This is a genomic window from Acinetobacter legionensis (assembly GCF_057165765.1).
Genome location: NZ_CM169896.1, coordinates 620,761 through 644,554 on the forward strand (window position 1 = coordinate 620,761; position 23,794 = coordinate 644,554).

General features: G+C 37.7%; 20 protein-coding genes. 13 read left to right on the plus strand and 7 right to left on the minus strand.

Annotated elements, in window-relative coordinates:
• The 4 genes from AC2G3J_RS02980 to AC2G3J_RS02995 all read left to right on the plus strand — a co-directional run bounded on the left by AC2G3J_RS02980 (position 1) and on the right by AC2G3J_RS02995 (position 2,786).
• A complete protein-coding gene (locus AC2G3J_RS02980; protein WP_335954537.1) occupies positions 1-684 on the plus strand; it encodes a hypothetical protein in 684 nt (227 codons plus the stop codon).
• Between the two features lie 66 nt (positions 685-750).
• Positions 751-1,458, plus strand: coding sequence for a hypothetical protein (locus tag AC2G3J_RS02985; protein ID WP_336954326.1), 708 nt, complete (start codon positions 751-753; stop codon positions 1,456-1,458).
• On the plus strand, positions 1,436-2,143 hold the full coding sequence (locus AC2G3J_RS02990) for a hypothetical protein (RefSeq protein ID WP_483770642.1): 708 nt from the start codon (positions 1,436-1,438) through the stop codon (positions 2,141-2,143). The genes AC2G3J_RS02985 and AC2G3J_RS02990 overlap by 23 nt, the downstream gene beginning before the upstream one ends.
• A 283-nt stretch (positions 2,144-2,426) precedes the next feature.
• Positions 2,427-2,786, plus strand: coding sequence for an SseB family protein (locus tag AC2G3J_RS02995; RefSeq protein ID WP_483770643.1), 360 nt, complete (start codon positions 2,427-2,429; stop codon positions 2,784-2,786).
• On the opposite strand, the gene AC2G3J_RS03000 is transcribed toward AC2G3J_RS02995, so the two are convergent.
• Positions 2,783-3,718 (minus strand): tRNA dihydrouridine synthase, encoded by a 936-nt coding sequence (locus tag AC2G3J_RS03000; protein WP_336954328.1) that lies wholly within the window; start codon positions 3,716-3,718, stop codon positions 2,783-2,785. The genes AC2G3J_RS02995 and AC2G3J_RS03000 overlap by 4 nt on opposite strands.
• 613 nt (positions 3,719-4,331) lie before the next feature.
• Positions 4,332-5,141, minus strand: a complete 810-nt coding sequence (locus AC2G3J_RS03005) for a cytochrome C assembly family protein (protein WP_336954330.1) — start codon at positions 5,139-5,141, stop codon at positions 4,332-4,334.
• 144 nt (positions 5,142-5,285) lie between these two features.
• On the opposite strand from AC2G3J_RS03005, the gene ffh reads away from it, so the two are divergent.
• Together ffh and AC2G3J_RS03015 are read left to right on the plus strand one after the other, a co-directional pair.
• Positions 5,286-6,692 carry a signal recognition particle protein gene (gene ffh / locus AC2G3J_RS03010; RefSeq protein WP_004817818.1) on the plus strand — a complete coding sequence of 469 codons (1,407 nt, stop codon included), beginning with the start codon at positions 5,286-5,288 and terminating at the stop codon, positions 6,690-6,692.
• A gap of 136 nt (positions 6,693-6,828) precedes the next feature.
• Entirely contained in the window at positions 6,829-7,422 is a 594-nt protein-coding gene (locus AC2G3J_RS03015) for an RBBP9/YdeN family alpha/beta hydrolase (protein WP_419360655.1), read from the plus strand.
• A gap of 23 nt (positions 7,423-7,445) precedes the next feature.
• On the opposite strand, the gene AC2G3J_RS03020 is transcribed toward AC2G3J_RS03015, so the two are convergent.
• From AC2G3J_RS03020 to AC2G3J_RS03030, 3 genes are all read right to left on the minus strand, one after another.
• On the minus strand, positions 7,446-8,117 hold the full coding sequence (locus AC2G3J_RS03020) for a toxin-antitoxin system YwqK family antitoxin (protein WP_483770644.1): 672 nt from the start codon (positions 8,115-8,117) through the stop codon (positions 7,446-7,448).
• Between the two features lie 82 nt (positions 8,118-8,199).
• Complete coding sequence (locus tag AC2G3J_RS03025; RefSeq protein WP_004724053.1) at positions 8,200-8,931, minus strand: type III pantothenate kinase; 732 nt, start codon at positions 8,929-8,931, stop codon at positions 8,200-8,202.
• A gap of 614 nt (positions 8,932-9,545) precedes the next feature.
• On the minus strand, positions 9,546-10,301 hold the full coding sequence (locus AC2G3J_RS03030) for a biotin--[acetyl-CoA-carboxylase] ligase (RefSeq protein ID WP_336954334.1): 756 nt from the start codon (positions 10,299-10,301) through the stop codon (positions 9,546-9,548).
• Between the two features lie 30 nt (positions 10,302-10,331).
• Here AC2G3J_RS03030 and AC2G3J_RS03035 point away from each other — a divergent pair, with 30 nt between their 5' ends.
• From AC2G3J_RS03035 to AC2G3J_RS03060, 6 genes are all read left to right on the plus strand, one after another.
• The gene (locus AC2G3J_RS03035; RefSeq protein ID WP_336954335.1) at positions 10,332-11,135 is read left to right on the plus strand and encodes a sulfite exporter TauE/SafE family protein; all 804 of its coding nucleotides are present in this window, start codon (positions 10,332-10,334) and stop codon (positions 11,133-11,135) included.
• 160 nt (positions 11,136-11,295) lie between these two features.
• Positions 11,296-11,991, plus strand: coding sequence for a GntR family transcriptional regulator (locus AC2G3J_RS03040; RefSeq protein WP_004724049.1), 696 nt, complete (start codon positions 11,296-11,298; stop codon positions 11,989-11,991).
• A gap of 13 nt (positions 11,992-12,004) precedes the next feature.
• Positions 12,005-15,457: a chromosome segregation protein SMC gene (gene smc, locus AC2G3J_RS03045; RefSeq protein ID WP_483770645.1), complete on the plus strand. Its 3,453-nt coding sequence runs from the start codon at positions 12,005-12,007 to the stop codon at positions 15,455-15,457.
• A 1-nt stretch (position 15,458) separates the two neighbouring features.
• Positions 15,459-16,475: a cell division protein ZipA C-terminal FtsZ-binding domain-containing protein gene (locus AC2G3J_RS03050; protein ID WP_419360663.1), complete on the plus strand. Its 1,017-nt coding sequence runs from the start codon at positions 15,459-15,461 to the stop codon at positions 16,473-16,475.
• Positions 16,476-16,554: 79 nt separating this feature from the next.
• Positions 16,555-18,585, plus strand: a complete 2,031-nt coding sequence (gene ligA, locus AC2G3J_RS03055) for an NAD-dependent DNA ligase LigA (protein ID WP_035370689.1) — start codon at positions 16,555-16,557, stop codon at positions 18,583-18,585.
• Positions 18,586-18,907: 322 nt separating this feature from the next.
• Entirely contained in the window at positions 18,908-21,055 is a 2,148-nt protein-coding gene (locus AC2G3J_RS03060) for a TonB-dependent receptor (RefSeq protein ID WP_483770646.1), read from the plus strand.
• 89 nt (positions 21,056-21,144) lie between these two features.
• On the opposite strand, the gene AC2G3J_RS03065 is transcribed toward AC2G3J_RS03060, so the two are convergent.
• Positions 21,145-22,209 (minus strand): SDR family oxidoreductase, encoded by a 1,065-nt coding sequence (locus tag AC2G3J_RS03065; RefSeq protein WP_336954343.1) that lies wholly within the window; start codon positions 22,207-22,209, stop codon positions 21,145-21,147.
• A 388-nt stretch (positions 22,210-22,597) separates the two neighbouring features.
• Between AC2G3J_RS03065 and ftn the strand changes: the two genes are divergently transcribed.
• Positions 22,598-23,062, plus strand: a complete 465-nt coding sequence (gene ftn, locus AC2G3J_RS03070; RefSeq protein ID WP_336954344.1) for a heteropolymeric bacterioferritin subunit Ftn — start codon at positions 22,598-22,600, stop codon at positions 23,060-23,062.
• 90 nt (positions 23,063-23,152) lie between these two features.
• Here ftn and AC2G3J_RS03075 read toward each other — a convergent pair whose 3' ends face one another.
• Positions 23,153-23,725: a peroxiredoxin gene (locus tag AC2G3J_RS03075; protein ID WP_336954345.1), complete on the minus strand. Its 573-nt coding sequence runs from the start codon at positions 23,723-23,725 to the stop codon at positions 23,153-23,155.
• Between the last annotated feature and the right edge of the window lie 69 nt (positions 23,726-23,794).

Below are 23,794 nucleotides of genomic sequence, written 5' to 3' on the forward strand. Positions count from 1 at the left end.
ATGAAATTTTTGATTTTATTAGTAGTAATTTTAAGTCTGTCTGCTTGCTCATTTGACTCAAATAAGGATAATTGTAGTTTAAAAAATAGTGAAAATATAAAAAATGAAAATGGCTATGATGTTCGAGTAGCTAGAGATATATCATCATTTGTTGAAAATAATAAAATTTATTTAAATTATGATCAAAATGAAATTGTTAAAAGATATTTTGAGTTAAATAGTCATTATTTAGTATTGAAAGTTCTAGATAGTCTTTCTCCTGAAGTAGGTTTTAGTGATGGTACTGTTAATAATAATGTGAAGAGGAATTTTGATTACATTTCTCGTCTTTCAGCTAATAGTAATTTAAAGGGTAATCATATGTTTTTTAGTAGTGATAACTATGTTCCTTATAGTGAGCAATTAGAAGAAGAAATTGTATCTATGGTTAAAGATCAGATTTATGTGGTAAGTGGTGATAAAGTGGGTGGGGTAGATTTGAATAGTAAAGTTAGTACTTTTATAAAAAAACTAAAATGTAGTAATTCAAATGAACCTGAAGTAGAAGAATGGAATGTAAATGATATGCACATTGTTTTGGAAGCTGATGGAAAACAAATTAAAAATAGGAAATATAATAGTTTGAATTTTTTTATTTATTTTACAAAGAAAACGGATAAAAAATATGAGACATCAATATATTAGTGTTTTATATCTATGATATTGAAAATCATATAAAAATTTTATACCTTTGATAAGGCTTAATAAGTTATGAGGAAAATTTTAACTATTTTTATATATTCTTTTTTTCTATTTGCATGTGCTCCTAATGAGCCATTAGATCATCTATGCCAGATAAATAACAAAACTAAGAAAAGCGATACTCGAAGTGACGTAAAGGAAATATCGAGAGATATTAATTTATTTGTTGTTAATCATGATTTGTATTTGGACTATAATTTTAAAAAAATATATAGCAAATATAAGGAAATGAATTCAAATTATTTGAAGTTAAAAGTTATAGATCGATTATCTGCTACTCAAGGTTTTGATAATGGAATAGTTCACAATGAAAATTTTGAAGATAATTATCATCATATGTCTACATTAGAAGTACGAACTACAGGACAAGGTCCAAATACAAATTATTATGCTAGTGATAATTTCGTTCCATTTGATGAAAATATCCATAAAAATATCGATCAATCAATTTCTGATCAAATTTTTTTAATAAATTCAGTAGCTTTAGATAAAAGCAGTCTTGATAACTTCATAGAAAATTTTTTAACTAAAGGGCGATGTCAAGGTGGGGATCAGTACAGAAAGGTTATTTCTGAAAAGAATTTTAATGGTGTACATATTATCTTGGAATCTGAACCTGAATGGTTTGTAAGCAAAGGTCAAGTCAATAGTTTTGCTTATACTGTATACTATACAAAAATGACAGATAAAAATTATGAAAAATCATTATATTATTAAATTTAAAACTGTATTCCTGATATGTTTTTCTTTGACATCCTATAGTTTTGGAGCGAATGTAGAAAATCGAATTTTTAATTTTGAAGATAAAGAAATATCAGCGTTATCTTCTGAAATAAATTACTCAAGATTTGCACCAGTAAACCAGCTTAATTTAAAAGCAATGTCTGTAGATTTAGGCGAAATAATAAAGAACCTTGAAAAAATAGATTATATCAATAGGGATACAGTCTCGCATAGTAAACGCTATGAAGTGCTATCCTATGGTTTGACGACCAAGAAAATTTATTTTTTTAATAATAGCAGTCAAACATCTGATCTCTTTTCTGAGATTTATGCAACGAACTCTAAATTTAATCAACTCAAAAGCATTCGTCTAGGGTTAAGTGTTGAATACAATGGGAAAAGATTTAAAAAAATGAATACAGATCCGATTGTTCCCACAAGTTTTATTTCTGCTCTGAATGTGATTGATGAGAGGAAATCAAAAGAGGTGTATGTTTCACTCATGAAGCAACATATTTTAAATATAAAAAATAATGTGAATGAGTATTGTGAATTTTTAGTGACGACGAGAGTAAATGTTAAGGATTATTGGTTAGAATTAAATACTGAACTCACAAAGAATAATACTTATTTCAATATTTACCAAAGTAAAGGAATTCCTCAAAAATGCAATTTGTGAAATTCTTTGTTTGGATTTTTTGCTTAGTCCCTTTTCCGGCATCCTGTGGTGATTATAGAAAAACTAATAGTGATGGTGATTTCGTATCCCCTCAGCAGTAGATGCTTTATGAATATAGTTTCCTAAACGAGATTAAAGCTTTTATAATAATTTAAATTCAATAGCTTAAATCTTGATAATTTGAAATTCGAGGCTTAAGGATATCCAATTGAGCACTCAGATCAATTCCATATCTACCGTGAATAAGCTATATTAATGGCACCAAAAATAGACAATCAACAACATGCAAAATTTACAACAACTCTTTATCAACACCCAAGAAAACTACGAATTGATCCCTGATTTTATCGATCTGCTTTTAGCATCGGATATTTATTGTTTGGGAACACAAGATCAGCATAAAAAAATTCAATTCCGTATTCTAGAAACACCCGAAGGTGATCAAGCAATACCATTCTTCATAGAGCTAGAAACCATTCAAAATGATATTGGAGTCGATGCTGAATATATCGCTTTAAATACACGGCAGTTTTTTGAAATGACTCAAGGGGCAACATTGGTATTGAATCCAACTTCTGAATTATCAAAAGAATTTCAACCTGAAGAAATTAAAGCAATTTTAGAGATTGATGAAGCAATTTAAAAATGTGCAGGATTCAATTTCTCCAGCACTTCATCAATTTTTTTCAACCGTTTGATTTCATCCCATAAGGCTTTGGCTTCGGGGTAATGCTTAGACATCATCCCAATCCATTGTTTATAACGGCCGACCATGTTCAGCTCTTTTTTATATGGACCATTTAAAAAACGAATTTGTAAATTTAATAGTTCAGACCAAGTGATAAGTGGTTCATCTGTATTTTTACGAATACATTGTGTGAGATCTGGTGTAGTCACAGCACCACGACCAATCATCAAATCTTGGCAACCTGATTCAAGTTGGCATTGCTTCGCATCAGCATTGGTCCAGATTTCACCATTGGCAATCACATTGATCTTGAGTGCTTCACGAATCGGCTGTAGCTGATCCCAAAATGCTGGAGGGGTGTACCCATCAGCTTTGGTCCGAGCATGGACAGTGACCCAAGCTGCGCCAGCATCTTCAATGGCATGCGCATTTTCAAGGGTAAAATTTCGGTCCATATAACCTAAACGCATTTTTGCAGATACAGGAATATGTTTGGGTACTGCATCACGTACAGCCTTGACCAACTCATGTACAACCTCAGGCTCATCGAGAAGTACTGAACCACCTCTATGACGGTTTACTGTTTTAGCAGGACAACCAAAATTCATATCGATTGCAGGAGCACCTAATTCAGCAGCGCGTACCGCATTGGCTGCGAGCATTACAGGATTATTTCCTAAAAACTGAACATGTACTGGTGTGCCAGCAGCTGTTTTGCCTTGATTGTTTAGTTCTGGACAATAGCTATGGTAAACATGGTCAGGTAAGACCGAATCCGTTACACGGATAAACTCAGTCACGCACCAGTCAAAGCTACCGACATGTGTGAGAACGTCACGCATGATAGGGTCGGTTAAGCCTTCCATTGGGGCGAGTATAAGTTTCACGATTGTTACCTGATGAGATGAAAACAGCGTTATACGCATTTTTGTAGGAGATGTCTACTGATGCAAATATATTCTAGATCAGTGCTAAATGGAGTGTTATTGAAAAGTTGATCCATAAATTTTCATTATCGAAACCTCTATATAAAGTCGAGTTTTTTGCTGTGTATACATGTTTTTAGAACCTAAATGTGATTCACAATCCTTCTCATTGGCTAAACTATGAAATCCTTTGCCTTATTTAACGATCACCCTTTGAGGGTAGAAACACAAGATCTCGGTTTCAATGTTTTGCCCAATGTAAAATTTGTTCGTTAATTCATCCAATCACTTAAATATTTAGAGATCGATTGATTCCAAAAATTTAAAAACTTAACATTTTCAATGGGAATAATTTCGTCTAAAACGTCAGAAAAACTTCTTTCAGCTAAGAGAAAATGTGCTTGTTCTATGTTTAAATTTGTATTGGATGCTGAGTTAAGCTGTCACCAGAATTGATCTAAGGCAGTAATATTCCAGATCTAACTCATATAAAACAATTTCTTCTGCTTCTGTATTAATATACTTAATAGTAAGAATACAAAATACTGCCCATTTTTGTTCAGTGCTGCGTTTATCAACGATGCAAAATCATTTCCAAAACAAATTTAGAACCAATAAAGCCAACTGCCAATAAAAAGAATCCAATCATGGTAAAGCGAATGGCTTTCTGACCACGCCAGCCAAACTTATAGTGACCAATTAACAACGCACCGTAAACAAACCAAGACACAATACTAAACACAGTCTTATGTGCTAGGTGCTGTGCAAAGAAGTCATCAATGGTAAAGAAACCAAAAGATAAAGCGACAGTTAATAAAACAAAACCAGTAATGAGCATATCAAAAAGTAAGGATTCCATGGCTTGATATGATGGTAAGAAGTTGACCCAAATACGTTTTTTTTGTTTCTTTTTGAGTTCGCGGTTTTGAAACCAAATCAAAACGGCTTGTATGGTTGCCATGAGTAAAACGGCATAAGCAGATAAAGACAGAATGATATGGATGTCTAAACCGATAGAATGCTGTTCAATAAATTGATCTGGTTTACTAAAACAAAATCCTAAAATCAGACCAAAGGCTGCAACCGGAATGCCAATCAAATTTAGTGAAATAACAGGACGATAGGTACTATAAAGCATACTTAGAACCAACATTAACGCAGAGGTAAAAGACATCAAGTTAAAGACGTCGTAATTAATCCCTAGTGGTGTAAGTATGTCGTTATGCAGTACACTTGCATGTAATATCAGCCCTAAACCTGACATGATGCCAATAAACCAAGGGTTTGCGGAACGTTTAGCCATTAAGTGCATGAACAAATACCAAAATGAAGAGGTATAGGCAATTAATGCTAAAATCGTATAAACCAAGGGTAGGCTAATCATGTCAAACCTTTTTCAGGATGATGAATATTCATGTTATAAGATATAAATTCCATGTGAACTACAGTATCCTATAGCATCTTGAGCATAAATTTTCTATTTTAAGAAAGATTTTTTTGCTACTAGCTATTTTAAGCGGATTTTGCAATGTTTGATACCTTAACAGAACGACTCACGCAGAGTCTCAGAAATGTTACTGGCTCTGGGCAGCTAACCGAAGATAATATTAAAGATACCTTACGTGAAGTGCGTATGGCACTTCTTGAAGCCGATGTTGCTTTGCCTGTAACTCGTGAGTTTATTGCGAAAGTTAAGGAAGAAGCATTGGGTCAAGAAGTCATGACTCAGCTTTCACCAGGTCAAGCTTTCGTTAAAATTGTGTATGACGAACTCACCAAAATGATGGGTGAGGCAAACGAAAGCCTAGACTTAGCTGCAAAACCTCCTGTTGTGATTCTTCTCGCAGGTTTACAAGGTGCTGGTAAAACCACGACAGCTGCAAAACTTGGACGTTTCTTAAAAGAACGTCAAAAGAAAAAAGTGGCGATGGTTTCTGCCGATGTTTACCGTCCTGCTGCGATCAAGCAACTGCAAACAGTTGCTGCTGAAGTGGGTGTTGATTTTATTGAATCGGACGCTTCTGAAGATCCGATTAAAATTGCACAACGTGCAATTGGTCAAGCCAAAATTAACTTTAACGATGTTTTGATTGTCGATACGGCAGGTCGTTTGCATGTCGATGATGACATGATGGACGAAATTAAAGCATTACACGCTGCAATTGGCCCAACAGAAACCCTATTTGTCGTTGATGCAATGACAGGTCAGGATGCAGCAAATACCGCTAAAGCTTTCAATGATGCATTACCATTAACGGGTGTTATCCTCACCAAAACCGATGGTGATGCACGTGGTGGTGCGGCGCTTTCGGTACGTGCGATTACCGGTAAGCCAATTAAATTCTTAGGTATGGGTGAAAAACTCGATGCCTTAGAGCCATTCCATCCTGAGCGTGTTGCACAACGTATCTTAGGTATGGGTGACGTACTTTCTTTAGTCGAAGAAGTTGAACGTAAAATCGACAAAGAAAAAGCCGAAAAAATGGCGAAAAAATTGCAAAAGGGCGGGAGCTTCAACTTTGAAGACATGCTGATGCAATTTGAACAGATGAACAAAATGGGCGGTATGATGGGCTTCTTGGATAAGTTGCCTGGTATGAGCAATTCAGGCATTCAAGATGCGATTGCACAAGCAAATCCTGAAAAGCAAGTGAAAAAGATGGAAGCGATTATTCAATCGATGACCATTAAAGAACGTCGTAACCCAGACTTAATGAATCCGAGCCGTAAAAAGCGTATTGCAGCAGGCTGTGGTATGGATGTGGTTGAAGTCAATAAACTGATCAAACAACATGCGCAAATGGCGAAAATGATGAAGAAATTTGCCAATCCATCGGGTATGGCAAAAATGATGCGCTCATTGGGCGGGATGCAAAAACAGTTTGGCGGTGGTGGCGGTATGGGACCATTGTTTGGTAATAACGATAAAAAATAAGCCTCATTTATTTTATAAAAAGCGCCTTCGGGCGCTTTTTTGTTAAATAAAAATAACATACTTTTATTGGTTGTTTAGATATTCTAAGCACATTATTTGAATATGATTTAAACAATAATTGATAAGTAGTCTATTTATGAAAAAAGTATTTATCGTACACAGTTATAAAGACTCCCCTGAACAGCATTGGTATCCTTGGTTGAAGCAGCAAGTATTGGCTATAGGGCATACATGTGAAATTATTCATCTAGAACATGCAGAACAACCTCGCTATGAGGTGTGGAAGCATAATATTACTCAGCAAATTAAGTCACTCAATGAAGATACCATCATTGTGGCACATGGCTTAGGTGGTATTGCCACTCTGGATTTCCTTTCAAGTGAAATATTGGGGCGAAAATTAGGTGCTTTGTTTTTAGTAGCAGGATTTAGTAAAAATTTATCCGTTGTACCTGAACTTAATTCATTTTTACAACAAGCCGAGGTTGACGATGCATTGTTAAGAATGAATATTCTCAATCGTTTTGTCTTTTTCTCCAACAATGATCCTTTTGTTCCAGCACCGATCAGTATTCAACAGGGTTATTCTCTGAATTCACAAATGATTGAAGTGAAAGATGCTGGGCATTTTATGGCAGCTGAGGGATATACTCGCTTAAACGTACTTTGGGAAAAGTTAGCGGTTTTATTACAACCTGAATCTCAATCTCGCACTCAAGTCGTATACTAGATTTATCTCGATTTTCTTTTGTTTTATTGATTTAGTTTTTGATAAAGCTCGTCAAGAATCTCCTGAGCGCGTTGCTCATCTTGAATCAAATTGCCTTGTTGATCCCAAACTTTACTGTCTAGAATCGAATAATCTTCACTTGGGCTTAATTTTAGTTCTGCTGCAGGTTTGCCATCTTCATACCATACCTTTTGAACGATGGGCTGAGCATCAAGATGTTCTTCCTGTAGCCCAAGTTGACCATTTGAATAGTACGTTTCAGTTTTTCCAACTAATCTCTGGTCTTGGCTGGTCGATTTAAAGCTGACTTTTCCATTTTCAAAATAGCCCACAACTTCACCATCGACATATTTACTATCAAAGCTATTTAAGCCTTGAGGGGCTTTAATCCAAAAGGTATCAGATTGTTTTTTACGACTATTTTGATAGAAGTCCTGAACTAAGAAACGGCCATCTTTATCACGACCTAATAATTTTCTGAAATATCCATTTTCTACGGGTGTGAGTGAATAACCCTGATCCATGATTAAACCGCAGTCACAGGCTTCTTCACCTGCATCTGGAGCAAAGTAAGCAATAACGGGTTCAGTTGTTGCCATGGTTGTTGAAGATGAGTGCGTAGTTTGTAAACTGGTACACCCCACCATTGTGAAGCTCATTAAACAGGCACTAAGCAGTAAGGGTATCGTTTTCATAATGATTGCTCTTTTATCGTGTTTATGGTTGTATTTATTAAAAATGGAAGATTGCTGATCTTCCATTAAATTGTATTTGGGTTTAAGCAGTTTGTCGATCTATATAGAACTGTAAGCCTTTAAGTAATAAATCTGATTCAATTCTTGGTTGATATTTCTCAAGAAATTGTGCAAATAGATTGGCATCACCGCCTGTTAAAATAAGCTTGCGTGGTTGTTGCTCAAGCACTTTTTCAATGGTGCTTAACAGTCCTAAGAAAATGCCATGATGTACTGCATCTATGGTATTTCGACCTGGACTCAGCTCTGAAAAAGCCGCATCTGGAATTTTAATACCTTTGGTTTTTTGAATTAAAGAATCGCGTTGTAAATAGAGGTTAGGCAGAATATAACCGCCTAAATGTTGTAAGCCTTGGGTTAAATCAATTGTTAAAGCTGTACCACAGCTAATCACACACAAGTCATCATCAGCTTTCGCCACGGCCAAAACTTGTAACCAACGATCGATTCCAAGTTGTTCTATATGGTCATAGCCACAACGTAATCCTGCATATTCAGCATGCACTTTGGCAAAAGTCACCGGAATATCGAGTAATTTTAAAATCTGGACAATGCGTTCGTTGTTCTTTTTATCTTGGACTGAGGAGATTCCAATTTTGTCTAAGCCTAAACCACGAAAATGTTGAATTAAACCCAGTAGCAGATCCGCAGGGGATTGGAGATGTAATTCTGCTGCCTGTTGGATAATTTGATTATTTTCAGTAATCCAATATTTTAGACGGGTATTTCCAATATCTAACCAAAGTGCTTTCATGATTTTGCCTAATTGAAACTGAACACAATCTGCATAATTATTTTATTTGAAAATATTGAACGACTTAGAGAGCCTCTCAATCTGATCAATCAAATAGGGCAAATAACCTGCGGTTCATTTTGCTGAACGTTGTTCCGTACTGTTAGTAACTGTTTGCTATGATCTTTGGATCAATACGATTACTGCGCAATATATAGCGAAATGTATAGCGAAAAAAGCCCTGTTTTAAATAGGGTCTGTTGATAATTCGTCTATGTTTGCGACTACGTGTGTTTTTTAGGCGATACTAGGCGCGAAATACGAAATTTAGTTATTCTAAATCAGTAGTTCGTAACAACGTAGCGGCAAAAAACACGCTAGTCCCCCGCTGCGCCTTGCGCTGCAAACAAAGCAGTGCTTTGTTCTTGCTCAGGGTTGTGGCTAAAATTATCTCAGCCTTCGTTATGAAACTCGAAAATAGTCTCGCTATTCTCTCCGTTTCATGCCTTGCCTGCTCAATTTTAACCTACAACGCAAGCCATTTATGAAATGTCAACAGCCCCTAATTGCCGATCACTTTTTCACGATACATCTGATCAATCCATCTCATTTTAGAAAACAGATCACCTCGTTATTTATGCTTCAGCTAAGCGTAAACGCCCCTGATAGACATTGACTAAACCTTGAGCCGTCAATAAATTCAGTGCACCATCATCAGAAATCCCTTTGAAAATACCTTCAATTGAATTTTGAATTTGTTCAAAATAAACCTGCTGATCCATAAAGGCAGCATAGTGATTAAATCGTGCTGAGAGGTTATAGCAACCATGATCAAACCATTGTCCAGCTTGTTGAATTGCCAAATACATTTCTGCAATGATTTGGATTCGATTTGGAAATTGTAGGCCTAATTGCATTAGCGAGGTAGCTTGTTGAGTCACATTTTCTTTAGGGATCGGAAATAAGTTGATCCCGATTCCAACAATGGCTTGATGTGGTGAAATGGGCTCAACCAAAATTCCGCCCCATTTTCCTTGAGGGCTATATAGGTCATTGGGCCATTTAATTTGTAATTCTGGTAAATTCTTAAGTGTTGGCATTTGTAAGATATTTAAAGCAATTTCCAATGCTAAACGCCCATCTAAGGGTGTTCGTGTTTCAAGCAATGTGCTTAAATAAATATTACCAATTGGCGAAACCCATTCCCGTTGGTGCTGACCTCGTCCTTGAGTCTGAGTTTCACTACAGACCAAAACTGTCTTGACGCCGCTGAGCGCAATTTCACGCACATCATCATTGGTCGATGCTGTAGTCTGCTTTAAAAGCAGCACTTCAGGGAGCTCATTTGCTTGTGTAAGAAGTTGTCTAAGATGACGAGTCTCTAAATCCATGTTGAATCTGAGAAGAGTGAAGGAACATTTATGGAGTTAATCATATATTTAGGTATTGGTGCAATCGCAGGATTTGCTGCTGGGCTATTTGGTGTTGGCGGTGGCTTAATTATTGTACCAATTCTCTATGTGGTCTTTACCAAAATGGGCTATGATCCTTCGGTCATTATGCACATGGCATTGGGAACTTCACTTGCAACTATTATTGTAACTTCAATTAGTTCTGTAACAGCGCATCATAAAAAAGGTGCAGTACTTTGGAGTGTTTTTAAAAACTTAGCTCCAGGTTTGGTGATTGGCTCATTTATTGGTGCTGGCATTGCAGATATTTTATCAGGTCAGCATTTACAATTGATTATTGGGGCATTTGCAATTTGGGTGGCATTTAAAATGTTTAAAGGGGCCAATGTCAAAGTCGATGAATCTAAACAATTGCCGACTGCACCTATGCAAATGCTGGCTGGTGGGGGAATCGGGGTCGCATCGGCAATTTTTGGTATTGGTGGCGGAAGTTTAACTGTTCCATATCTCAACAAAAATGGTGTGGTGATGCAAAAAGCCGTTGCAACATCAGCAGCTTGTGGGTTACCGATTGCAATCGCAGGGGCATTAGGCTTCATGTTCTTCGGCGCGCAAGAACCAATTGAAATTAAAAATTCAATTGGTTATGTCCATATCTATGCCTTTATTGGGATCAGTGTGATGAGTTTTATCACCGCCAAATTCGGCGCAAAGGTTGCGCATGCGCTTTCTCCAGCCATGTTGAAAAAATGTTTTGCATGTTTACTTACAGTTGTTGGTCTTTATTTTATTTATCAAGGAATTACTAAGTAGATTCCGATCAAAGGTACTTTTTCTAAACACTAAATTGACTTAAAATGCATTAAAATTGTCGGACAATGTCATGGTTTCAATTGAATTAAATCAGGTAAAACTAAAATAATGACAATTGACATTGTCTGAGAAAGAATAATAAACCCAAGATAGGAATTATATGCATTCGGAAGAAGTGGATAGCCTTTCAGAACAAATTGCCAAACATATTAGTGAACAAATTATTAGTGGCGAGTTGGTTGAAGGAGAAAGAATACAAGAACTACGTATTGCCAAAGAACTGGATGTCAGTCGTGGCTCAGTACGAGAAGCCCTTTTGCTTTTAGAAAGAACCCACTTGATTGAAATTTATCCTCGCCGTGGTGCTATTGTCTCAGAAATGTCAGCTCAACAAGTACGCGCATTATTTGATACCAGTGCACTGTTATTAGGTCAAATCGTGCAACGTATGAGTGAAACATGGCGTAATCATGAGGCTGAAGCGATCCAGCAGATGATGAATCATTTGGTTGAGCAAGTGAAGCAAGGCAATACTGAAAAGTTTTATGATGGTATTTTTCAATTTTTATCGGGGCAACAAGACATGGTGGGGAATCCCTACCTGATGAAATTTTATAAAGAGTTGTTACCCTCACTCCGAAGAAGTTATTTTTTAACCTTAAATACTTCAAGACGCGAGCTTCAAGAAGCTTTAGAATTGCTTAAGTTGGTGATTGACGCAATTTTAATCCGAAAATCACAACAAGCTACTTTATTTATGGAAGATTTTTGTCGACACTTACGTAATCTGGTGTTGGAATCTCTGACACGGATGAAACAAATCGAACTCGCTTGGGCGCGGAGATCGCGTCGGTAATTACTAGGACATTATGCGTTTAAGCAGCTTAAAACTTTCAGGCTTCAAATCTTTTGCCGATAGTACAACACTACAATTCAAAGATAACCGTACAGCGGTGGTTGGTCCTAATGGTTGTGGTAAATCCAATGTGATTGATGCTATCCGTTGGGTGATGGGGGAATCCAGTGCACGCCAGCTCCGTGGTGGCAGTATGCAGGATGTTATTTTTACAGGAACGGCAAAACGTAAACCTGTAGGTATGGCAAGTGTAGAACTGCGCTTTGAAAACACCTATGGCAAATTAGGTGGGGCCTATAACGCGTATACTGAACTTGCTGTTCGCCGTCAAGTGAATCGTGATGGAAAATCTGAATACTTTCTCAATGGGACGAAGTGTCGACGTCGTGATATTACCGACATTTTCTTGGGTACAGGCTTAGGTCCTCGTTCCTACGCAATCATCGAACAGGGAATGATTAACCGTTTGGTTGATGCCAAACCTGAAGAAATGCGTATTTTTCTTGAAGAGGCTGCTGGGGTTTCTCGTTATCAGGCTCGTCGTCGTGAAACACTACAACACTTAGAACATACCACGCAGAACTTAGACCGTCTCGAAGATATTGCTTCAGAACTCAAATCACAGCTTAAAACCTTAAAACGTCAGTCTGAAACTGCGGTTCAATATAAGACTTTAGAAACTGAAATTCGTACATTAAAGATAGAAATTCTATCTTTTCAGTGTGATCGTAGTTCCCGTTTACAAGAACAATATACGGTTGAAATGAACGAATTGGGGGAGCACTTTAAATTGGTGCGCTCTGATATGAGTACCTTGGAACATGATCTGACTTCAACCAATGAGTTGTTCCAACGTCTGATTCAACAGTCCACGCCTTTGCAAAATGAGTGGCAACAAGCTGAGAAAAAACTCTCTGAGTTGAAAATGACTTTGGAACAGAAACAAAGTTTATTTCAACAAAACTCAGAAGCTTTGGGAAGTTTTGAACAGCAAAAAGCTCAAACCAAAGAAAAAATTCAGTTGATGGAATTGCAATTGGAAACCTTGCACAGTCAATTGGAGCAGCAGACTGAACATTTACAACATGCTGAGGCTGATACACAACAACGTAGCCAAGCATTTACCGATTTAAAAGCGCAGCAATTGCAAGCACAACAACAATATGAACAGGTCAAAGTTCAAGTTGAAAAGCAACAGCAGCAAAAAGCACAAATGCAGGCGCAAATTGAACAACTTGCAAAAAATGTTGCACGTATTGAGCAGCAGAAAGACACCTTAAAAACCCAAGCAGTTCAGGTTCAAAGTCAATTTAAAATTGAAGATGTTCAACAACTTGAGCAAGAAAAATTAGCAATACAAGCTGCGATTGTTGAATTAGAACAAAAAATTAATCAAGCAAAGCAGCAGTTTGAACAGCTACACGAGCGCATTAATCAGCAAAAAGCTCAGATTTCAGCTTTAAAATCTGATGTACAAGTGTTGCAATCTGAACAGAAAAACCTCACCCAATTAATGGCGAAGAGTGCTGTAAATAGTAAGGCTGATACTGTGCAATTGATGCAGGTATTAACGCTGAATGAACATGGCAAAGCACATGCACAGCTGGTTGAAAAATTTTTAGCCAAATGGTTGTCAGCCCATATTGTTGATCAAAATGCTGATTTTGCTGAAAGTATGGCACGCCAGCTTAAAGCATCAGGCTCACAAGATAAAATTCAAATGAATGGAGTGGCGTGTCTAGCAGATTGGATTGAATCTCCACAGTATTCACTGTGGAGTCAAGTTGTTGTAATTGAAAACCTTGCTCAAGCTTTAACGGAAAAAGCACAGTTAAAAGTAGGGCAAAGCATATTGACGCTGGATGGTTATCATGTCGGTCAAGATTGGGTGATTGGTTTGTTCTTTGATGAGTCGAGTCAGGCTGCACAGGGTGCACTCAGTCATCGTATTCGCCTTGAAGAAATTGAAACACAACTTACGCAGCTACAACCACAGTTGATTGAAGCTGAAACTATATTGCCGAGTTTAAATCAGCAATTGCAGGATCTGCAAAAACAGATTCAAATAGAGCAAGATACGCTAAAACATCAGCAAAAACAGCTACAACTTTTTGATGTGCAAATTGCTAAGCAGCAAAGTGCTTCACAAGCATTTGAGTTGCAGAAAGTTCAGCTCAATAGTCAATTGCAACAGTTAGATGAGCAACTTGAAGAAGATGCAATGCAGAAAGATGATCTTGAAATCGATATGCACTCGGTCATCCTCAAGCTTGAACAAAATCTTCCTGAGTTTAAAACCTTGCAATTCAAATTGGACGAGCTCAATGAGCACGTTGAAGAACAACAACAGCAATTACAGCTTAAACAACAAGATTCCGAAACCACACGTCGTCTAGCTGAACAAAATAAACAGCAAATTGAATTATTAGACAAAGACCTATCTTTCTCTAAAACGCAATATCAACAAATTATTGCGCAAATGGAGCAAGCCAAGAAGTTTGTAGATCCAATTCAATTGGAATTACCAAGTCTAGAATCGCAATATGCTGAGCAGGCACAACAAACTGAAAAACTGCAAAGAACTTGGAGTGAGTGGCAAGTTGAATTGAATAATATTCAATCTAAACAGCAACAACTTACAGAAATGCGCCATTTGCATCAGCAAAATGATGAGCAATTGCGTACAAAACTGGAAGAGCGACGTTTAGCTTGGCAAGCGGCAAAATCAGATTTCCAGCATTATTCAGATCAACTCAAAGAGATGAATGCTGAAGTTAAGCAAGGTGTATTGATTGATTTACCTGCACATCAAGAAAAATTTGAGAAAGCACAGCGTCAGTTTGAGAAATTAGGCGCGGTCAATTTAGCAGCTTCAGAAGAATATGAAGAAGTTTCTAAGCGCTTTGAAGATCTAACCCATCAAATGCAAGATTTGGAAAATACGGTTGGGCAATTGAAAGATGCCATGAAGACCATTGACCAAGAAACCAAAAAATTATTTATGGGGACTTTTGATCAGGTTAATGCTGAATTAAAAGTACTATTTCCAAAAGTCTTCAATGGTGGTGAAGCCAGTTTAAGCCTTGAGGATGATTGGCAGTCTGGCGTAAAGCTGATGGCACGCCCACCGGGTAAGAAAAATAGTTCATTGGCTTTGTTATCTGGTGGTGAAAAAGCATTAACGGCATTGGCTTTGGTATTTGCTATTTTCCGCTTGAATCCTGCACCTTTCTGTGTTTTGGATGAAGTTGATGCGCCTTTAGACGATGCTAACGTTGGTCGTTTTTGTAATTTAGTAAAAGAGCTTTCTGATCAAGTCCAATTCATTTACATTACACATAATAAAGTTGCAATGACGATGGCAACCGATTTGCTGGGTGTGACGATGCCTGAACCAGGCACATCAAAGCTCGTCACTGTGAATTTGGAAGAGGCAAGAGAATACGGTTTAGCCGCGGAGTCATAGTATGGAAGTCACCACAATTATTGGAATTGTTGTTGCAGTAATCATCATTCTGGTGGGTTTAAGGATGGTGCTACGAAAGCCCAATGATGCCGCACCTTCTTTAGAGTCTGAATTGCATATCAATGAAGATTGTAAGCAACCCGTGATTCCTCGTCATGTACGAGATCAATTGCGAACAGATCGTGAGTCTCAAGAGCAAGTGCGTGTTGAACCGAATTTAACTGCTTTAGACTCGGTCGAAGTTGTAGATGAAAAACAGCAAAAGATTGAGGATGCAGCAGCGGAGTCGAATGTTGTTCAGTCAACTGAGCTTGAGCATGCAGCAATTACACAACAAACTGAAAAGACGGATACAGTGGCAAGTGCTGAATCCACAACAGAATCTGAAAAAGCACTTAATGTGCAAACAGAACCGACGACTCAAACTAATGATTCTGCCAAAGTCGTAATCAGTCAGGACAAAGAGGAAGCTTTTCAGTTTAATGCCAATGTTGAAACAGCTGAAATCAAAGAGTTTGATGAGGAAAGCAGTATTTTAGATGTTCATTTAAACGAGCAACAAAAATATGATGATGAAAGCGTATTGTCTACGGCTGAAACTATTATTGCACTGAATGTTTATCCGAATCCACGTAAAGCATTGTCCGGGGATAAAACCTTAAAAATGTTGTTAAAATATGGTTTACGTTTTGGTGAACTCTCTTGCTTCCATCGTTATGAGAATCCAGAGGAAGAAAGCCATTTACTGTTTTCTGTATTACGTGTCACCGACAACGGTCCAGATGGTTTTGATTTAGAAACCTTATCGACTGAACAAGTTCAAGGTTTGGCTTTTTTCTTGGCACTCCCTCATTCAGATGTGCAAAAAGGCTTTGATACCATGGTCAGTATTGCTGGCTTAATTGCTCGTGAAATAGACGGTACGGTCTATGATGAGAACAATCTTGAATTTACCCCACAACTGAAAGAGCATTGGCGCCATAAAGCGATCGATTATCGTTCAGGGCATGACGCTTAGCATAACGTCATATTTACTTTATAATTGGTATTCAGAATTTTGGGCGGAGTATTCCGCCTTTTTATGGTGAAAAAAATTTATGGAAAATAATCCTGTCGTAACGCAAATGCGTCAATTGATTCAACTCATTGCGAAACATAATCATGCTTATTATGTGATGGATCAGCCGAGTATTGAAGACAGTGAATATGATCAGTTATTTCACCAACTCAAAGCCTTAGAGCAACAACACCCAGAATTGGTTCAGGCAGATAGCCCAATCAATAAAGTGGGTGGAAAACCACTGTCTAAATTTGAAACCATTACCCATACTGTACCGATGTTGTCCTTGGGCAATGTATTTAATCAGGACGAATTATTTGCCTTTGCTCGCCGTATCGAAGAACGATTGCCCAATCAAAAGATTCAATATGATGTTGAGCTAAAATTTGACGGATTGGCGATTTCGCTCTGGTATGAAAATGGAGTCTTGACACGTGGTGTAACCCGTGGTGATGGTGAAACAGGCGAAGTAATTACGCAAAATGTAAAAACCATTCGTAATTTACCGAAAGTCTTGTCTTCGGATAAAGTGGCAGTGCCACGCTTGTTGGAAGTTCGTGGTGAAGTATTGATGCCAAAAGCTGGCTTTGAGCGACTCAATGCTGAAAATGAAGCGAAAGGCGAAAAGACCTTTGCCAATCCTCGAAATGCTGCGGCTGGTAGTCTACGTCAACTTGATCCAAGTATTGCAGCATCTCGCCCGTTGGCTTTTTATGCTTATGGTATTGCACAATGTGAACCGCATCATGGCATTGAGTCAATGTCAGCGAGTCTTGAATGGTTGACTAACTTTGGCTTTGCTGTGGGAGAACGTCATTTTATTTGTGAAAGTATTCAAGAAGTGCAAGAAAAATATCAGCAAATCAACCAAGAGCGCCCGAACTTAGCGGTTGAAATTGATGGCATGGTGATCAAAGTTGATGATCTTCAACAACAACAAAAGCTGGGCTTTTTAAGTCGTGAACCGCGTTGGGCAACGGCGTATAAGTTTCCTGCAGTTGCAGCATTAACAACAGTTGAAAATATTGATTGGCAAGTCGGACGTACTGGGACTTTAACCCCTGTAGCACGCTTAAATCCCGTGGCTGTGGGGGGGGTAACCGTTTCTAATGTGACTTTGCACAATATTGGTGAAATTCACCGTTTGGACGTTCGTATTGGCGATACGGTCAGTGTCTATCGTAGTGGTGATGTGATTCCCAAAGTTGAAAAAGTATGGTTAGAATTCCGGCCAAATGACGTGACAGAAGTACATTTACCTGAAAATTGTCCAGTATGTTCTTCTCCAGTGGTCATGCCAGAAGGCGAGGCTTTAGCACGTTGCTCAGGTGGTCTATATTGTTCTGCACAACGTATTGAAGCCATTCGTCACTTTGTTTCTCGTAAAGCAATGGATATTGAAGGTCTCGGTGATCGCTGGGTAGAGTCATTATTACATCTTGATTTATTAAAGGATGTCGCCGATATTTACCATTTACATGAGCATCGTGAACAGTTACTGACCATTGAAAAAATGGGTGAAAAATCTGTCCAAAATTTATTGGATGCGATTGAGAACAGTAAGAAAACCACACTTGCTGCATTTATTTATGCCTTGGGTATTCGTGGTGTAGGTGAAACGACAGCACGTATGCTGGCCAACACTTTCCAGACGCTGGATGCGATTCGTCATGCTGATCTTGAAGCATTGAAGAAAACTCCAGATGTTGGTGATATTACCGCTGAGTGGATTGTTGATTTTTTCCAAGCCCCACATAACCTTGAAGTGATTGATCGTTTACTTGCAGCTGGGATCCATTGGGATGCACCAGTTGCACCCACCCGTCAGCCTTTAAATGGTGAGAGTTGGGTGATTACAGGCACATTGGCAACCATGGGGCGTGATGATGCGACTCAAATGCTACAAGCACTTGGTGCGCGTGTCAGTGGCAGTGTGTCGAGTAAAACTAAATGTGTGGTTGCGGGTGAAAAAGCCGGTTCTAAGCTTGAAAAAGCAGAGAAACTGGGTGTCGCTGTACTGAATGAACAGGAGTTTTTAGCATTAATGGCTGAGTATGGACAGGCATAGATTCGTTTAAACTAACTCTAAAATTACTGTAAAGATACAGGTGTTGTATCTTTGCAGTTTTCAAAAATTAAAATCATCAATTTGAGATTGATGCGATAGCAAATCAACAAGTCATCATTTTTTAATAAAACTTTGAGCACTGTATTTTAGCGATTGTATTTCGCAAGGTTGCTTGATCTATCATTAGCACGCTATATGATAATAATTCTTATTTATTAGAATTTTCCATTAAACTTAACTTTAGATGAGAAATTACAATTCTTAACAATTGTGAAAGTATATATAATAATCATTATCATTTAAAAAGTGTCTTATTATTTATATGAAAAATTTTTCTCGAACATTTCTAGTCAATTCTATTTCAATCGTGCTTTTTGGTGGGGGACTTACACAAATAATCTGGGCAAATAATGAAATTACTGCTTTGCCTACGATTAAAGTCGCTGCTGAAAAGGAACAAGAAAAACCAACATTTGCCAACGGTGCTTTGCAAAAAAATACAGATTTGGGGTCATTGGGAAATAAGAAAATCATAGACACGCCGTTTAGTATCACGTCTTATTCAGCACAATTGATTGAAAATCAACAAGCAAGCACTGCGGGGGAAGTGTTAAAAAATGATGTCAGTATTCGCACCACAACCAATCAAGGACATTTAAATGAAAACTTTAAAATCCGTGGTTTCGATGTCAATCATGAAGATTTAAATTATAACGGCTTTTATGGCGTTGCACCTTATGGTCGGATGCCTACGGAATTTTTAGAGTCAGTGACTGTGCTTAAGGGTCCAAATGCATTGGTTGCAGGTGTTGCACCTACAGGCAGTGTAGGCGGTATTGTGATGGGGCATTCTAAACGGGCAGATCAAGAACTCACTCGAGTTTCTGCATCGTTTCAAGATGAAGGATATTATCAATCAGGCTTTGATGTATCTCGTCGTTTTGGTGAGAACAAAGAGTTTGGTCTGCGTGTGAATGGTGCTTATGCAGATGGTGAACATATCATTGATGGAATGAATGATCGTCAAGCTTTGGGGGCAATTGCTGCGGATTACACCACGGATAAACTAAAGATTAATTTAGATGCTTATGCGGTCAAAGGAAATCGTAAAGGCGGTTCACCTGCAATGGTTGCCATGGGTGGTAAGGGCAGTGTTAATCATGTACTTGCAGCACCTAAAGGGGATTTAAACTACTTTTCAAACTTAGAAGGCAATACCGACAGTCAATTTGTAGGTTTGTCAGGTGAATATAAATTTACCCCTGATATCAAAGCATTTACAGGCATTGGATATGTAGAAAAATCATATGATGGTCATCTTTTTGGCACACGTATGATTGTCAATAATTTAAATGGAAATGCAACCTCACAATATTATCGAGTGGGATCAAAAGAACATAACACTGCTGCTAATGCAGGCTTTGAAGCAAAATTTGATACAGGGGCGATCAAGCATACTTTGGGATTGCGCACTGATTATTTAACCCGCAAATATTCACAACATAGATCCGCAACTAGTTCAGGGTTTACGACCAATTTATATGAGCCATCAAATACAGGTACAATGCCAACAACTTACCCAGAAATTGTTCCTTATGGTGATAATGAGTATATGAGTTATACCTTAACGGATCAGCTTTCAATGTTGGATGATAAATTACAACTTATTTTAGGTGGACGTTATCAAGATATCGATACTAAGAATCTTGTCAAAAAATCAGCTTATAGTGCAGACAAGCTATCACCAAGTTTGGGGGTTGTCGTCAAACCATTTGGTGAGGATTTATCTTTTTATGCAAGCTATGTCGAGGGTTTAGCTGAGGGGGTAACGGTCTCTGAAATGACCTATCCAACAGCAACAAATAGGGGCGAAACACTTGCACCTTATCAAACCAAGCAATATGAGTTAGGTGTAAAATATCAGTTGGGTTCGTGGTTAAATACTTTGGCACTTTATCAGATTAAAAAGCCTGAGGCTTATCAGGACACCATAAGTAATAAAGTCAAAGATGATGCTGAAACGCGTTCTCGTGGGGTAGAATGGTCATTCTCTGGCAATGTTACAGATACTTTATCTGTGATGGGGAATTTGGCCTATATCGATGCTGAATACGTGAAATCAGCTAAGGTCGCTTTCGAAGGTAATAAAGTATATGGTGTACCCGATTTTACTGCTTCGTTAGGGCTTGATTATGCCATTCCTAATGTTGAGGGGCTTCATATTAATACTCGTGTGAGTTATGTGAGTGAGCAATATTTGAATGAAGAGAATACGTTAGAGCTACCTGACTATACGATTGTTGACTTAGGCGCCCGCTATAAAACCAAACTTGGTGGGGTAAATACCACCTTCCTCGCCAATGTTGATAATGTCGCCAATAAAAAATATTGGGAAGGTGTGTTTAATTCAAACTATGCTTTAGTCGGTGGTGCAAGAACTTATAAAGTCGGTGTAACTTTTGATTTCTAAGCCTTAGCTGATATTGAGCGCTATAAGCCAAAAAGCCTTTTTCATGATTGAAAAAGGCTTTTTTGATTTAACAATCATTTGAGCTGTTATTAAATATATTTCTTTACCACACCGTCATCAAGAAGCTGCTGGAAATGCTCGACTAAACTGATTTCAATATTACGATAACTCATCCCCAATTCTTGTTTGCTTTTATCAGCATTAAAAAAGATAGGGTAGCCCATATTCTTTTCAATAAAATCACGTGAATAGCCAAATACAGGTCCAATGAATTTAAACGCTTTTTTCGGGACTTGGTTGCGTGGAAAAGGAAATTTTTGTCCAAAATTTTGACGTAAAATTTTACCCATTTCCAAGAGGCTGAGTGAACCACCACTAATAACGTAACGTCCAGCTGCATTTTCCTTGAATGCTGCCAAAAGATGTGCATCGGCAACATCACGCACATCTACAATACCATTCCACATCGGTGGGACACCGAGTAAGGTCATGCCGTTGGCAAACTGCTCTAAAACTTCCACACTCCCTGACTGTGTATTTGCGGTCAGTGATGGACCAAGTACCAATGCAGGGTTGACACAGATCAGCGTCCAACGATTTTGTGCTTCCGCCATTTCCCATGCTTTACGCTCTGCCATAACTTTCGAATAAGGGTACGGTTGGTGCGTGGTTGAACTGGTGGTATTCCAGTGAGATTCATCAAACTGATTATGCTGTGTTTTTAAAATATCAATTGCATCGCCATAAGTAGAGGCGATACTTGAGGTCACAATAACGCGTTTGACAGAATCTATTTTATTGACACTATTTAAGACATTTTCCGTGCCTAAAATTGCCGGTTCAATAATATCTTTAACGGCATCTTTATAATTGGTTACAACAAATGGTGAAGCCATATGTAACACAACTTCACAGCCTTGCATGGCTTCATCAAAAGAACCATTTTCTAAAAGGTTAGCTTTAAATAGTTTTAGTGTACCAGAGCTTGCTTGTGCGATTTTCTCTAAATGTGCAAAGCTTTGTTTTTTATTCAGATCACGTACTGTCGCATGCACGGTATAACCTTGCTCAAGTAATTTTTTAATCACCCAACTGGCGATATAGCCTGTTGCACCTGTAACTAGAATGGGTGCTGATGTGTTTCCCTGAGACATTATTTTTTTCCTGCTAATTGTTAATATTCAATATCATAAATATTAAAGTTAAAATTGTCTTGAAATATTAGTATTAAAAAAAGCCAATAAGATAAAGGGATGGGGCTGTCATTGAAAATGAACAGAAAATAGAATAATGAGGATGAATAAGAAGCATTTTTAATGGTTACAAAATAAATCATTTAGAATTTGAAAGAAAAAAATACCAATCAACCATCAGTGCAAGATTGTAAGCAGTTATTTTATATATGGAAAAATGCTTATTCAAATTGCAAATGCGTATGCTTATCATTTTAATTTTATAAAAATCATAAACTTACACATTTTGTCTTTTGCAAATCTTGTGGAATTTGTCCATACTATTGCAAAAGAATGTGGAGTAAGTGAAATGCGTGGCAATCCAGAAGTCATAGACTATCTAAACATGTTGATCGGTGGCGAACTGGCTGCTCGTGATCAGTATCTTATTCATTCACGTATGTATGAAGATTGGGGCTTAAGCAAAATTTATGAACGTATTGATCATGAAATGCAAGAAGAAGCTTCACATGCAGATTCTTTAATTCGCCGCGTACTTTTCCTTGAAGGTACGCCGAACATGAATCGTGACGATATTGTCACAGGTGAAGATGTTGTAACTTGTTTAAAAGCCGATTTGGCATTGGAATATCATGTGCGTGAAAAACTGGCGCAAGGCGTAAAGCTATGTGAAGAAAAAGGCGATTACGTGACCCGTGATATGCTTCGTCAACAAATGAACGATACTGAAGAAGATCATACTTACTGGCTTGAAAAACAATTAGGTTTGATTGAGCTAATTGGTTTACAGAATTATATTCAATCTCAAATGTAAGACACACTAAGCTTCTTGCTTAAGGTGAGACGTTTTAGATTAAAAAAGCCTTTAGACATTCATCTAAAGGCTTTTTTTATACTTCAGTCTTCATTTTTTTGAAAACTTCTGAATATCCGCTAAAACTTGATCAGCATGGGTTTGAGTATTTACACTACTATAGTGATAAACAATTGTTCCTTGTGGATCAATCAAAAAAGTTTCTCGTTTTGCTATTTTGGCGATACCTAAGTTTCGGATAATTCCAAATTGGTCTGCGAGTTGATGATTACTATCGGCAAGAATTGGAAAATTTAGTCCCAGCTTTTCGGAGAATTTTTGATGAGATTTCACATCATCCAAACTTACACCGAGTACCACCGCATTGTTTTTTATAAATTGTGGGTAGAGTGATTTAAACTGATTGGCCTCTTGAGTACAGCCAGGTGAATCATCTTTTGGGTAAAAATATAAAACAACCCATTTACCTTTATATTGACTCAGATCATGCCATTTTGAATTTTGATCTTGTAGTTTAAAACTTGGTGCAGGCTTACCTACCCATTGCTTTTGGTTGGAATCCAGTTTGGAGAGGATAGAGCTTTCCGCATGGCTGGGCGTGTTCAATACGCATAAAGCTGAAACGGAAAGTAAGCTAATACTGAACAGTCGTGATAATTTCATGACAAACACTTTCCTAAATTGATCCTGATTTGATCTTAGCAAATTTTAAGGTTTTGCCGGTATGTAAAA

Bases quoted from the DNA above. Each gene is read 5' to 3' on its own strand.
- AC2G3J_RS02980 (WP_335954537.1), top strand. From the start codon at position 1: ATGAAATTTTTGATTTTATTAGTAGTAATTTTAAGTCTGTCTGCTTGC.
- AC2G3J_RS02985 (WP_336954326.1), top strand. From the start codon at position 751: ATGAGGAAAATTTTAACTATTTTTATATATTCTTTTTTTCTATTTGCA.
- AC2G3J_RS02990 (WP_483770642.1), top strand. From the start codon at position 1,436: ATGAAAAATCATTATATTATTAAATTTAAAACTGTATTCCTGATATGT.
- AC2G3J_RS02995 (WP_483770643.1), top strand. From the start codon at position 2,427: ATGCAAAATTTACAACAACTCTTTATCAACACCCAAGAAAACTACGAA.
- AC2G3J_RS03005 (WP_336954330.1), bottom strand. From the start codon at position 5,141: ATGATTAGCCTACCCTTGGTTTATACGATTTTAGCATTAATTGCCTAT.
- ffh (WP_004817818.1), top strand. From the start codon at position 5,286: ATGTTTGATACCTTAACAGAACGACTCACGCAGAGTCTCAGAAATGTT.
- AC2G3J_RS03015 (WP_419360655.1), top strand. From the start codon at position 6,829: ATGAAAAAAGTATTTATCGTACACAGTTATAAAGACTCCCCTGAACAG.
- AC2G3J_RS03020 (WP_483770644.1), bottom strand. From the start codon at position 8,117: ATGAAAACGATACCCTTACTGCTTAGTGCCTGTTTAATGAGCTTCACA.
- AC2G3J_RS03025 (WP_004724053.1), bottom strand. From the start codon at position 8,931: ATGAAAGCACTTTGGTTAGATATTGGAAATACCCGTCTAAAATATTGG.
- AC2G3J_RS03030 (WP_336954334.1), bottom strand. From the start codon at position 10,301: ATGGATTTAGAGACTCGTCATCTTAGACAACTTCTTACACAAGCAAAT.
- AC2G3J_RS03035 (WP_336954335.1), top strand. From the start codon at position 10,332: ATGGAGTTAATCATATATTTAGGTATTGGTGCAATCGCAGGATTTGCT.
- AC2G3J_RS03040 (WP_004724049.1), top strand. From the start codon at position 11,296: ATGCATTCGGAAGAAGTGGATAGCCTTTCAGAACAAATTGCCAAACAT.
- smc (WP_483770645.1), top strand. From the start codon at position 12,005: ATGCGTTTAAGCAGCTTAAAACTTTCAGGCTTCAAATCTTTTGCCGAT.
- AC2G3J_RS03050 (WP_419360663.1), top strand. From the start codon at position 15,459: ATGGAAGTCACCACAATTATTGGAATTGTTGTTGCAGTAATCATCATT.
- ligA (WP_035370689.1), top strand. From the start codon at position 16,555: ATGGAAAATAATCCTGTCGTAACGCAAATGCGTCAATTGATTCAACTC.
- AC2G3J_RS03060 (WP_483770646.1), top strand. From the start codon at position 18,908: ATGAAAAATTTTTCTCGAACATTTCTAGTCAATTCTATTTCAATCGTG.
- AC2G3J_RS03065 (WP_336954343.1), bottom strand. From the start codon at position 22,209: ATGTCTCAGGGAAACACATCAGCACCCATTCTAGTTACAGGTGCAACA.
- ftn (WP_336954344.1), top strand. From the start codon at position 22,598: ATGCGTGGCAATCCAGAAGTCATAGACTATCTAAACATGTTGATCGGT.
- AC2G3J_RS03075 (WP_336954345.1), bottom strand. From the start codon at position 23,725: ATGAAATTATCACGACTGTTCAGTATTAGCTTACTTTCCGTTTCAGCT.